The sequence below is a fragment of the Amycolatopsis sp. MJM2582 genome (assembly GCF_000754115.1).
Taxonomy (GTDB): domain Bacteria; phylum Actinomycetota; class Actinomycetes; order Mycobacteriales; family Pseudonocardiaceae; genus Amycolatopsis; species Amycolatopsis japonica.
In genome coordinates, this window is the sequence record NZ_JPLW01000003.1 from 1,122,930 (window position 1) to 1,134,640 (window position 11,711).

The 11,711-nt window shown below is 69.8% G+C and carries 14 protein-coding genes; 12 read left to right on the plus strand and 2 right to left on the minus strand.

The annotated features are described in order from the left end of the window. The first annotated feature begins 24 nt into the window (after positions 1-24). The 7 genes from pcaH to ED92_RS24120 are packed head-to-tail and all read left to right on the plus strand — an operon-like array spanning position 25 to position 4,778. Entirely contained in the window at positions 25-759 is a 735-nt protein-coding gene (gene pcaH / locus ED92_RS24090; RefSeq protein WP_037342185.1) for a protocatechuate 3,4-dioxygenase subunit beta, read from the plus strand. Beyond that, a complete protein-coding gene (gene pcaG, locus ED92_RS24095) occupies positions 759-1,307 on the plus strand; it encodes a protocatechuate 3,4-dioxygenase subunit alpha (protein WP_037342187.1) in 549 nt (182 codons plus the stop codon). Before pcaH ends, pcaG begins: the two co-directional genes overlap by 1 nt. Next, positions 1,300-2,094: a 3-oxoadipate enol-lactonase gene (gene pcaD / locus ED92_RS24100; RefSeq protein WP_037342188.1), complete on the plus strand. Its 795-nt coding sequence runs from the start codon at positions 1,300-1,302 to the stop codon at positions 2,092-2,094. Before pcaG ends, pcaD begins: the two co-directional genes overlap by 8 nt. Further along, positions 2,091-2,495 carry a 4-carboxymuconolactone decarboxylase gene (pcaC, locus tag ED92_RS24105; RefSeq protein ID WP_037342190.1) on the plus strand — a complete coding sequence of 135 codons (405 nt, stop codon included), beginning with the start codon at positions 2,091-2,093 and terminating at the stop codon, positions 2,493-2,495. The genes pcaD and pcaC overlap by 4 nt, the downstream gene beginning before the upstream one ends. Positions 2,496-2,504: 9 nt before the next feature. Then, positions 2,505-3,311: an IclR family transcriptional regulator C-terminal domain-containing protein gene (locus ED92_RS24110; protein WP_037342191.1), complete on the plus strand. Its 807-nt coding sequence runs from the start codon at positions 2,505-2,507 to the stop codon at positions 3,309-3,311. Continuing rightward, positions 3,304-3,873 carry an NTP transferase domain-containing protein gene (locus tag ED92_RS24115; RefSeq protein WP_037342192.1) on the plus strand — a complete coding sequence of 190 codons (570 nt, stop codon included), beginning with the start codon at positions 3,304-3,306 and terminating at the stop codon, positions 3,871-3,873. Before ED92_RS24110 ends, ED92_RS24115 begins: the two co-directional genes overlap by 8 nt. A gap of 32 nt (positions 3,874-3,905) precedes the next feature. Continuing rightward, positions 3,906-4,778: a MoxR family ATPase gene (locus ED92_RS24120; RefSeq protein WP_037342193.1), complete on the plus strand. Its 873-nt coding sequence runs from the start codon at positions 3,906-3,908 to the stop codon at positions 4,776-4,778. A 3-nt stretch (positions 4,779-4,781) separates the two neighbouring features. On the opposite strand, the gene ED92_RS24125 is transcribed toward ED92_RS24120, so the two are convergent. After that, on the minus strand, positions 4,782-5,801 hold the full coding sequence (locus tag ED92_RS24125; RefSeq protein WP_037342615.1) for an aldo/keto reductase: 1,020 nt from the start codon (positions 5,799-5,801) through the stop codon (positions 4,782-4,784). A 96-nt stretch (positions 5,802-5,897) separates the two neighbouring features. On the opposite strand from ED92_RS24125, the gene ED92_RS24130 reads away from it, so the two are divergent. Genes ED92_RS24130 through ED92_RS24145 form a run of 4 tightly spaced genes read left to right on the plus strand, consistent with a single transcriptional unit; the run spans position 5,898 to position 9,952 of the window. After that, positions 5,898-6,464: a TetR/AcrR family transcriptional regulator gene (locus tag ED92_RS24130; RefSeq protein WP_037342195.1), complete on the plus strand. Its 567-nt coding sequence runs from the start codon at positions 5,898-5,900 to the stop codon at positions 6,462-6,464. Between the two features lie 57 nt (positions 6,465-6,521). After that, entirely contained in the window at positions 6,522-7,739 is a 1,218-nt protein-coding gene (locus ED92_RS24135) for an FAD-dependent oxidoreductase (RefSeq protein WP_081975914.1), read from the plus strand. 7 nt (positions 7,740-7,746) lie between these two features. Then, the gene (locus tag ED92_RS24140) at positions 7,747-8,847 is read left to right on the plus strand and encodes a VWA domain-containing protein (RefSeq protein ID WP_037342197.1); all 1,101 of its coding nucleotides are present in this window, start codon (positions 7,747-7,749) and stop codon (positions 8,845-8,847) included. Continuing rightward, on the plus strand, positions 8,840-9,952 hold the full coding sequence (locus tag ED92_RS24145; RefSeq protein WP_037342199.1) for an XdhC/CoxI family protein: 1,113 nt from the start codon (positions 8,840-8,842) through the stop codon (positions 9,950-9,952). Before ED92_RS24140 ends, ED92_RS24145 begins: the two co-directional genes overlap by 8 nt. Here ED92_RS24145 and ED92_RS24150 read toward each other — a convergent pair. Next, complete coding sequence (locus tag ED92_RS24150) at positions 9,930-10,409, minus strand: Lrp/AsnC family transcriptional regulator (RefSeq protein ID WP_037342200.1); 480 nt, start codon at positions 10,407-10,409, stop codon at positions 9,930-9,932. The two genes, ED92_RS24145 and ED92_RS24150, sit on opposite strands and share 23 nt — an antisense overlap. A 70-nt stretch (positions 10,410-10,479) precedes the next feature. Here ED92_RS24150 and ED92_RS24155 point away from each other — a divergent pair, with 70 nt between their 5' ends. Next, a complete protein-coding gene (locus ED92_RS24155; RefSeq protein ID WP_037342201.1) occupies positions 10,480-11,400 on the plus strand; it encodes a threonine/serine dehydratase in 921 nt (306 codons plus the stop codon). Positions 11,401-11,711: the final 311 nt, after the last annotated feature.

Consider the following 11,711-nt stretch of genomic DNA (forward strand, 5'->3'; position numbering starts at 1 on the left):
CTGACCCGCGCTGGAGGGAACAGCATGTCGGCACCCGCAGAACTGAGGCTCCCGCGCTACCGGCGCGATCCGGAAGGCACGCATCCGCCGCTTGATTCCGCCGGTTACCGGTCGACGGCGCTGCGGCACCCCAAGGAGCCGTTGATCGTGCTCCCGCATCTGCTGACCGAGGTCACCGGGCCCGCGCTCGGCCCTGGCCGGATCGGCGAGTTCGACAACGACCTCACCAAGGGGCACGCGGGGGAGCCGCAGGGCCAGCGGATCATCGTCACCGGGCGGCTGCTCGACGGCGACGGGCGGCCGATCCGCGATTCGCTCGTCGAGATCTGGCAGGCGAACGCGGGCGGCCGGTACCGGCACACCGGCGACCGCTGGCCGTCGCCGCTCGATCCGAACTTCGACGGCGCGGGCCGGACGCTCACCGACTCCGAAGGGCGCTACACCTTCACCACCGTCAAACCGGGCGCGTACCCGTGGAAGAACCACGACAACGCCTGGCGGCCGGCGCATATCCACTTCTCCGTCTTCGGCAGCGCGTTCACCCAGCGGCTGGTCACCCAGATGTACTTCCCGGAAGACCCGCTGTTCTCGCAGGACCCGATCTTCAACTCCATCCCGGACGAGAAGGCGCGGCAGCGGATGATCGCGCGTTTCGACCTCGACCGCACGGAAGCCGAGTGGGCGCTGGCCTTCCAGTTCGACATCGTCGTGCGCGGCCGCGAGGCTTCGGTCTTCGAAGACGAGGAGGACGAGCACTGATGCCGGAGACGACGCCTTCCCAGACCGTCGGCCCGTACCTGTCCATCGGCCTGCCCTGGCCGGACGGCCCGGACGTAGTCCCCGCGGACGAGCCGGCCGCGATCCGTATCCACGGCCGCGTCCTCGACGGCGCGGGCGAACCTGTGCCGGACGCGATGATCGAGACCTGGCAGGCCGACGCCGACGGCCGGTTCGACCACCCCGACGACCCGCGCGGAGCGGTCGCGAGCGGGTTCCGGGGCTTCGGCCGCTGTCCCACCGATCCGAACGGCCATTACGAGATCCGGACGATCATGCCCGGCCCACTGCCCGGACCGGCGGGCGGCGAGCAGGCGCCGCATATCGACGTCTCGGTGTTCGCGCGCGGGCTCCTCCACCGGGTGGTCACGCGGATCTACTTCGAAGACAACGACAACTCCGGGGATCCGGTGCTGGCGTCGGTCCCGGAGGCGCGCCAAGGCACCTTGATCGCCACCAAGACCGGCGACGGCTACCGGTTCGACATCCGGTTGCAGGGCGAAGGGGAGACGGTGTTCTTCGATGTCTAGGTCTTCGATATCCGAGCCGGTGAAGGTGCACAGCGTCGCGGAGGGGCCCGCCGACGGCCCGGTCGTGGTGTTCAGCGGATCGCTCGGCAGCGATCACCGCATGTGGGAACCGCAGGTGAAACCCTTGGTGGAGCGGGGTTTCCGGGTGATCCGGTACGACACCCGCGGGCACGGCGCCTCCCCGGTGCCCGCCGGGCCGTACACGCTCGCGGATCTCGGCGGTGACCTGCTCGCGCTGCTCGACGAGCACGGTGCCGAACGAGCCCATGTCGTCGGGCTGTCGCTCGGCGGGATGACCGGGATGTGGCTCGGCGTCAACGCCCCGGACCGGATCGCGAGTCTCGTGCTGTGCTGCACGTCCGCGAAACTCGGCCCGCCGAGTATGTGGGCGGACCGGGCGAAGACGGTCCGGGAGCACGGCACCGCGGCGGTCGCCGAGGCCGGGGTCGGCCGCTGGCTGACCACCGGGTACGCCGCCGCGTATCCGGAACAGGCCGAGTACCTGCGCGAGATGATCGCGGGCGTCCCCGCCGAGGGCTACGCGGCGTCCTGCCAGGCCATCGAACGGATGGACCTCGTCGACGATCTGCCCAAGATCGCGGCGCGGACCCTGGTCATCGCCGGGGGCCAGGATCCGGCCACTCCGGTCGAGCACGCCGAGGTGATCGCCGGCGGCATCCCGGACGCGCGGCTCGAGGTCGTCGAAGACGCCGCGCATCTGGGGAGTTTCGAGCAGCCGGAGCGGTTCAACACCCTGATCCTCGAACATCTGGAGGCCGCCCGATGAGCGAAGACCCCTACGAGACCGGCATGAGGGTGCGCCGCGAGGTCCTCGGGGACGAGCACGTCGACCGGGCCGTCGCGCGCACCACGGAGTTCAGCCGCCCGTTCCAGGACTACATCACCCGGGGCGCCTGGGGATCGGTCTGGTCGCGGGACGGGCTCGACCGCAAGACCCGCAGCTGCGTCACCCTGGCCGCGCTCACCGCGCTGCACGCCCACGACGAACTCGCTATGCACGTCCGCGCCGCCGTCCACAATGGACTCACCGCGCAGGAGATCTCCGAGGTGCTGCTGCACACCGCCGTCTACGCGGGTGCCCCGGCCGCCAACGCGGCGTTCGCGGTGGCCCAGCGGGTACTGGCCGAACTCGGTGAGCCTGCCGCTCAGAAAGAAGGTGACAGCTAGGGTTCTCCCATGGACGAAGGCGAGGTGACCGAGCGCGGGGCGCATCATGTCCAGTCGCTGGAGCGCGGGCTGGCCGTGATCAAGGCGTTCAACGAGGACGCGGCCGAACTCACGCTGAGCGACGTCGCCCGGGCGACCGGGCTGACCAGGGCGGCCGCCCGCCGGTTCCTGCTCACCCTCGTCGACCTGGGCTACGTGCGCACGGACGGCAAGTACTTCTCGCTCACCGCGCGGGTCCTCGAACTCGGCTACTCGTACCTGTCGAGCCTGTCGCTGCCGGAGGTCGCCCAGCCGCATCTCGAACGGCTCTCCGCCGAGGTGCGCGAGTCGAGTTCGATCTCCGTGCTCGAAGGTCCGGACATCGTCTACGTCGCGCGTGTGGCCGTCTCGCGGATCATGACCGTCAGCATCAACGTCGGGACCCGTTTCCCGGCCCACGCGACGTCGATGGGGCATGTCCTGCTGGCGGGCCTGGAGGACGACGACCTGCACGGCTACTTCGACGCGGCCAAACTCGAAAAACTGACCGCGCATACGTTGACCAGGCAAAAGGACCTGCTCGCCGAACTGGAGAAGGTGTACCGGCAGGGCTACGCGATGGTCGATCAGGAACTCGAAGAGGGCCTCCGCTCGATCGCCGCGCCGATCCGGGACCGGCGGGGGAAGGTCGTGGCCGCGGTCAACCTCTCCACCCACGCCAGCCGCACCACGCCGGAGTCGGTCGAAAAGGAACTGCTGCCGTCGCTGCTCGCGGCGGCGCGGGCCATCGAGGCCGATCTGGCCTCGGCGCCGCCGACCAGGGCGAGGCATGGCTGAGGTCGCGGGGCTGCTCCTCGCGGCCGGGGCCGGGCGCCGGTTCGGCGGACCGAAAGCACTGGCGGTCCTCGACGGCGAACCGTTCGTCGTCCGGTCGCTGCGGGTGCTCGCCGAAGCGGGCTGCGTCCCGGTCCGGGTGGTACTGGGCGCCTCGGCCGCACAAGCCCGCGCGCTCCTGCCCGATCCCGAGGCCGCCGTCGTGGTCGAAGACTGGGAGTCCGGTATGGGTGCGTCATTGCGCGCGGGTCTGCGCGCGCTCGCCGAAACCGATGCCGAAGCCGCCGTCGTCCATCTCGTGGATCTGCCCGGGGTCGGTGCCGAGGTGGTCCGCCGGGTCGCCGACGGGGCCGATGAGAACACCGTCGCGCGTGCCGCTTACGACGGAGTTCCCGGTCATCCCGTGGTTCTCGGCCGTCGCTGGTGGCCGGAGATCGTCGCGGGCGCGTCCGGGGACAAGGGCGCCCGCGACTGGCTCCGCGCACGCCAGGACCTGAGGCTCGTCGAATGCGGTGACCTCGGCACCGGGCACGACGTGGACCGCCGCGAGGATCTTCCAGGCTGATCTCCGGCTCACCGGGGCTTACGATCGAGACCGTGACCGTCGAATCGCCCGAGAAACTGGCCGAAGCCCTCGAAGCGGTCGGCTATCTCGCCGACGACGGCATCGCCACGGCCGGGTTCCTCGCCGTGGCGCTCGGCCGCCCGTTGTTCTGCGAGGGCGAACCGGGTACCGGCAAGACCTCGCTCGCGCTGGGACTGGCCGAAGCGCTCGGCATGCCGCTCATCCGTCTCCAATGTCACGAGGGGATCGACGCGGCGCAGGCGCTGTACGAATGGGACTTCCCCCGCCAGCTGCTGCACCTGCGGGCGCTCGAAGCCGCAGGTGACGGCGGCCTTGACGTCGAGACCGCCGAACAGTCCCTCTACACCGAACGGTTCCTGCTCTCCCGGCCGCTGCTGAAAGCGTTGCAGACCGCGCCGTGTGTCCTCCTGGTCGACGAGATCGACCGGGCCGACGACGAGTTCGAAGCCTTCCTGCTGCAACTCCTCGACGAGAACGCGGTGACGATCCCCGAGTTCGGCGAGGTGCGTGCCGAGCACCCGCCTCTCGTGGTGCTCACCTCCAACCGGACGCGGGAGGTGCACGACGCGCTGAAACGCCGCTGTCTCTATCACTGGCTGGAACATCCGGACCTCGGCCGCGAGGTCGAGATCCTGCGCCGCAAGATCCCGCGTCTCGGCGAGACGCTCGCGGCCCAGGTCGCGACGGCGGTGCACCGGCTCCGCGCGTTGGAGTTGCTGAAACCGCCCGGGGTGGCGGAATCCTTGGACTGGGCTCAGGCGCTCCTCGCGCTCGGGATGTCCGAATTGGACGCCGCGGCCGCCGCCAGGACGCTCGGCTCGGTGCTCAAGTACAGCGAAGACCTGGACAGGGTCCGGGCCAAACTGGACAAGCTGCTCGCCTGAGGTTCAGCGGCGCCGCAGCGACGCGTCGAGCAGCGCGGGCGGGGTGTCGTGTTTCTCCTCGGGGGCGAGGTCGGTGCCCGGGGCGACGATCTCGTCGATCGCGTCGAGGACGTCGGACGGCAGCACCGTGTCCGCGGCGGCGAGTTGCGACTCGAGGTGTTCCAGCGTGCGGGGCCCGATGATCGCGCTCGTCACTCCCGGATGCGCGACGACGAAGCCGAGCGCGAGCTGGATCAGGCTCAGCCCCGCCTGGTCGGCGACCTTGGCCAGCCGTTCGACGGCCTCCAGCCGGGTCCGGTTGACCTGGCGGGTCAGGTCGAAACGCTGTGGCAGGACGGCCGAACGGTTCGTGCTGATCTCGCGGCCTTCCCGGACCGCGCCGGAGAGCCAGCCGGACGCCAGCGGGCTCCACGCCAGCACGCCCATCCCGTACTCCTCGGTCACCGGCAGCACATGCGTTTCGATGCCGCGCTGCAGGATCGAGTAGCCGGGCTGCTCCGTGACGTACCGGCTCAGCCGGTGCTCGCGAGCGGCCCACTGGGCCTGCACGATGCGATACGCGGGGAACGTCGACGAACCGAAGTAGCGGATCTTCCCCGCGCGCTGAAGATCCGTGAGCGCGGAAAGGGTTTCCTCGTCGCTGGTCGTCGGGTCCCAGCGATGGATCTGGTAGAGGTCGACGTGGTCGACCCCGAGGCGGCGCAGGCTGTTGTCCAGCTCGGTGACCAGCCATCGGCGAGAAGCGCCTTGGTGATTGCGCTCTTCGCCCATCGGCATGCTCGCCTTCGTGGCCAGCACGATGTCTTCGCGGCGGCCGGCGATGGCCTTCCCGACCATCGTCTCCGACTCGCCGGCGCTGTACATGTCGGCGGTGTCGATGAGATTGACGCCGCCCGCCAGCGCGGCGTCGACGATGGCCGTGGCCTCGTCCTGGGTGGTGCGCCCGATCGCGCCGAAGTTCATCGCGCCCAGCGCGAGCGTGCTGACCTGCACACCGGTCCTGCCCAAGGTGCGGTACTGCATGACGAGGTCCTCCATGGCAAGATGAGCAAGCGGAACGTTGCTCCGCTAACGATACGGAGCAGCGTTCCGTTTGGCAAGCTCGTGGAGGAGTGCGTGATGAGTGACGAGGGCACCAAGGCCAAACGCGCCGACGCCCGGCGCAACGAGAAGACCCTGCTCGACGCCGCCGCGGCCGTCTTCGTCACGTCAGGCGTCGAGGCACCCGTTCGCGACATCGCGGCGAAGGCGGGCGTCGGGATGGGCACGATCTACCGCCACTTCCCGACCAGGGCCGACCTCATCATCGCCGTCTACCGGCATCAGGTCGACGCGTGCGCCGAAGCCGGACCGGAACTGCTGGCGTCGAGCGATTCCCCGTACGAGGCGTTGCGGCGCTGGATCGATCTCTTCGTCGATTTCCTGGTCACCAAACACGGTCTGGCGGCGGTCCTGCAGTCGGACAACGCCGGGTTCGAGACACTGCACGCCTACTTCCTCGACACCCTCCTGCCGGTGTGCGCCCGCTTGCTCGACGCGGCGGCGGAGGCGGGCCAGATCCGCTCCGATCTGCAGGCGCTCGAAGTCATGCGCGGTGTCGGGAACCTCTGTATCGGCGCCGAAAACGATCCGCGCTACAACGCGCGCAAGATGGTCGAGGTCCTCATCGCGGGCCTCAGGACCTAGGTCCCCTTCTCACCCGAATGCATGGCGACGGCCCATTCCGCGCGCTACAACTCGGTTATGGGACGTACACGGTGTTGTGTGGTGGGGGGCGGTCCGGCGGGGATGGTGCTCGGACTCCTGTTGGCGCGGGCCGGGGTCGAGGTCACCGTTCTCGAAAAGCACAAGGACTTCTTCCGTGATTTCCGTGGCGACACGGTGCATCCGCCGACGTTGATGTTGCTCGACGAACTCGGCCTCGGCGATCGCTTCGCGGAATTGCCTTCGCGGCGGCTGGAGAAGATGCGGATGCTGATCGGTGACGCGACCATCGTCGCCGCCGATTTCAGCCGGATCCCCGGGCCGCACAAGTACATCTCGATGGTCCCGCAATGGGATTTCCTGAATCTGCTCGCCGAAGCCGCGGCCGAGGAGCCCACGTTCACCCTGGAGATGGGCGCCGAGGTGCTCGGTCTGCGCGAGGGCGGCGGCGTGCGCTATCGCGATGCCGACGGTGAGGAGCGGGAACTGGCGGCGTCGCTCGTGGTCGGCTGCGACGGCCGGGATTCGCTGATCCGCGCTGAGGCGGGGCTCGTGCCGAAGGAGTACGAGGTGCCGATGGACGTCTGGTGGGTCCGGGTGCCGAAACTCGAGGACACCGGTAAGGAGGCGCAGGTGTTCGGCCGCTTCGAAGGCGGCCTCGCCGGCGTGACCATGGATCGCGGCGACTACTTCCAGACCTCGTACCTGATCCGGAAGGGGCAGGACGCCGCACAGCGGGCCGAAGGCATCGAGAAGTTCCGGGAGCGGATCGGTGGCCTGTTCGGCTGGAACGACGAGCAGTTGAGCGAGATCCGCGGCTGGGACGACGTCAAACTGCTGAACGTGCGGATGTCCAAGCTGCCGCACTGGTACTCGGACCGCGTGCTCTGCATCGGCGACGCCGCGCACGCGATGTCACCGGTCGGCGGGATGGGCGTCAACATCGCGGTGCAGGACGCCGTGGCGGCCGCGCGGATCCTCGCCGCCCCGCTGCTGCGCGGGACGCTGACCGCCCGGGACCTCGCCCGCGTGCAGCGCCGGCGGGCCGTGGCCGTCGGGCTCGCCCAGAAGCAGCAGTTGGAGGAGCACAAGATGCTCATCGAACCCGCTCTGGACGGGACTTTGACCGAGCGGACGGTGCCGCTTCCGCTCCGCATTGCGGACCGGTTTCCGCAGCTCACCGCCCTGGCAGCGGTCATGGGCGGCATCGGCCCCTTGCGCGAGAAGACCCCGGCCTTCGCCCGACGAGGCTCATAATGGAGGGGTGAGCGATCCACTGGCCGGCTTCGTCGGCTTCGCGGAGACATTGCGCGAAGCCGGTTTGCCGTGTGACGCACACCGAACCCAGGCGTATCTCGAAGCCGTCAGCGCGATCGACCTCGCCGATCCCGAACAGCTGTACTGGGCCGGACGGCTGACACTGTGCGCGGATCCCGACGACATCCCGCGCTACGACGCCGCGTTCGACGGCTGGTTCACCGAAAAGGAAGCCGCACCACGACGCCGAAGCCGGGAAGCGGCGCCGAAGCGCGCCAGGATCGCGACGCTCGCGCACGCGGGCCAGGGCGAATCCGGCGCGGAACCCGACGAACTCCGCGTGGCGGCGAGCGACGAAGAACTCCTGCGCCACCGCGACCTCGCCGAGCTGAGTGTCGCCGAACGCGCTCACCTGCGGGAGCTGCTCGCGAAACTGCGTCCGGCGCTCCCGCCGCGATCCTCACCGCGCCGTCGCGCCGCCCGGCGGGGTGCTCTCGACCCGTCACGCACGCTCCGGGCGATGCTGGCCGGCGGCGGCGAGCCCGTCCGCCTGGCGTATCGGCGACGGAGCACCAAACCGCGCCGCCTCGTCCTCCTGATCGACGTTTCCGGCTCGATGGGGCCGTACGCCGACGCGCTGTTGCGATTCGCGCACGTCGTCGCCCGGCGCGCTCCCGGCCGGGTCGAGGTGTTCACGCTGGGCACCCGGCTCACCAGGGTCTCCCGCCAGCTCCGGCTGCGCGATCCCGAGCACGCGATGCTCGCCGCGGCCGCCGCGGTCCCCGATTTCGCGGGCGGGACCCGGCTCGGCGAGACCCTGCGGGCGTTCCTCGACCGGTGGGGACAACGCGGCGTGGCCAGGCGATCCGTGGTCACCGTGTTCTCCGACGGCTGGGAACGAGGCGACACCGCCCTGCTCGGCGAACAGCTCGCCAGGCTGCGGCGGCTCGCGCACGTCGTATTCTGGGTGAATCCGCACGCGGGGCGGGCGGGTTACGCTCCCGTGCAATCCGGCATCGTGGCCGCGCTCCCGTACCTCGATCGGCTGCTCGCCGGGCACAGCATGGCCACCTTGGAACGACTTCTCGTGGAGATCGCCGATGCGTGACGTACTGGACGAACTGCACCGCCGCTGGGCGGCAGGCGAGACGGTGGGGGTCGGGACGGTGGTGGCGACGTTCTCGTCGGCGCCACGGAGCCCCGGCGCGGCGATGCTCGTCGCCCCGGACGACACGGTCACCGGCAGCGTCTCCGGCGGCTGCGTCGAGGGCGCCGTCTACGAACTCGCCCGGCAGGTGGTCGCCGAACGCGCGCCCGTGCTGCAGCGCTACGGCGTTTCCGACGACGACGCGTTCGCCGTCGGGCTGACCTGCGGCGGGATCATCGACATCTACGTCCAGCACATCGACCGCGATTCGATGCCCGAGCTCGGCGACGTCGTCGAATCGGTCCACAGTGGACAGCCGGTCGCCGTGGTCACGGTGATCGAGCACGAACGCGAGGGCATGGTCGGGGAGCACCTGATCGTCTGGCCGGATCGCGTCGCCGGTTCGCTCGGTTCGTCGCGGATGGACGACGCGGTCGTCGACGACGCGCGCGGCATGCTCGCCGGCGGCCGCACCGGCACCCTGCACTACGGGCCGGACGGGCAGCGGCGCGGCGAGGGCATGACGGTTTTCGTCAACTCCTTCGAGCCGCCCGCGCGCCTGCTGGTCTTCGGCGCGATCGACTTCGCGGCCGCGATGGCGAAAATGGGCGCGTACCTCGGCTACCAGGTCACGGTCTGCGACGCGCGTCCCGTCTTCGCGACGAAGACCCGCTTCCCGGACGCGCACGAGGTCGTCGTCGACTGGCCGCATCGCTATCTCAAGGCGGAAGCCGAAGCGGGCCGGGTCGACGGTCGCACCGCGATCGCCGTGCTCACCCACGACCCGAAGTTCGACGTGCCGCTGCTGGAGGTCGCGTTGCGGCTCGACGTCGGCTACGTCGGCGCGATGGGTTCACGCAAGACCCACGACGACCGGTTCGCGCGGCTGCGCGAAGCCGGGGTCACCGAAGCGGAACTCGAACGGCTGTCTTCGCCGATCGGGCTCGATCTCGGCGCGCGGACCCCGGAAGAGACCGCGGTGTCGATCGCGGCGGAGATCATCGCGCTGCGCTGGAGCGGTTCGGGATCGCGACTCGCCGAACTCAGCGGCCGGATCCACGGCTGACGCCGGGCACCGGGATCGCCTGGCTCGACTTGACCACCTCGAAGGCGGGCAGGGTTTCGAACCGTTTGACGCGCTCGTCGAACAGTTTCCTCGACAGGTACCGGCTCGCCTTGAGATCCGGCGTGAGCAGCACGACGACGTAGTCCCACTGCCCGACGATGCTGTAGCAGTGCTGCACGCGGGGCTCGGCCAGCATGCGCTCGCGGAAGGCCGCGTGGCTTTGCTCGTCGTCGTCGGTCAGCGCGACCAGGATGACCGACGTCATCCCCGCGCCGAGCGCCTCCGGATCGAGTACGGCGACCTCGGCGCGGATCACGCCGTCGGCGCGCAGCCGGGTCAGCCTTCGCTGGACCGCGCTGGGGGAGAGGCCGACGGCGTCGCCCAAGTCGTGCAGGGGACGGGCCGCGTCGGCCTGGACGAGGTCGAGCAGCAGGTGGTCGAGTTCGTCGAGGGACACGCAAGAATCTTGCACGCGGGCGGGAAAATTTACAATCGGCGTGCTCGGCTCCCGGCCTAGCTTGAGTGACATGGACCTGAATCTGGACAACGTCGCCGAGGCGGCGAAGGTGATCGACCCCGTTTTCCTCGACTCCCCGCAGTACAGCGACGAACAGCTGAACGGACGGCTCGGCCGGCCCGTGCTGGTGAAGATCGAAACGCTGAACCCGTTGCGCAGCTTCAAAGGCCGCGGCGCGGACTACTTCGCCGCCGGGCTGGAACCGGGGGCCACGATGGTGTGCGGGACCAGCGGCAACTTCGGACAGGCCATCGCGTTCGCCGCCAGGAAGCACGGCCTGCGGGCCGAGGTGTTCGTCCCCGCCGACATCTCCCCGGTCAAACTGCGGCGGATGAAGACGCTGGGCGCGCGGGTGCGCCGGGTCGATGGCGAGGCGAAGGTCGCCGCGGCCGCCTTCGCCGCCGAAGCCCCCGATCGTGTCTTCGTGGTCGACGGCCGAGAGCCCGCGATCTCCGAAGGCGCGGGCACGATCGGGCTGGAACTCGCGCGGGAGGACGGGATCGACGCGGTCGTGCTCCCGGTCGGCGACGGCGCGCTGATCGCCGGGGTCGCGCTGTGGCTCAAGGCGCATAAGCCGGACGTCCGGATCGTCGGCGTCGGGACCACGTCGGCGCCCGCGATGGCGAAGAGCTGGCTGGCGGGCGAGCCGATCACCGTCGACCGGGCCGACTTGTTCGCCGGCGGTATCTCGATCCGTACGCCGGAACCCGGATCCATCCGGCGGCTGCGGTCGCTCGTGGACGATTTCGTGCTGGTCGGGAACGACGATCTGCGGGCGGCCATGCGGCTGGGCGCGGAAACCCTCGGCGTCCTCCCGGAACCCGCCGGCGCCGCGGGCCTGGCCGCGCTGACCGTGCACGACATCCCGGGGGACCGGGTCGCCACCGTGATCACCGGTGCGAACGCCCCCTTGCCGACGGCGTGGTCGTGAGTGGCGTTTCGGGCTAGCCGCCAACCGTGTCCTGGAGACCTGCTGGCGGTCTTGCGTGACTGGATGGACGACACACGTGATCAGACGGACGACACGTGTGTCTGGACGGACGACTCGCAGTGGAGGCTTCGCCGCGGGCGTGCCGTCCATCTGATCACGCGTGTTGCCCGTCGGATCACGCGTGTCGTCCGGTCAGTCACGCGAAGCCGTCGTTGGGTACAGGTGGTCGTGAGTGGCGTTTCGGGTTAGAACCCGAAACGCCACTCACGACCACCTGTACCGAATGGACACTCGCGCTTCCTCCGCATCTG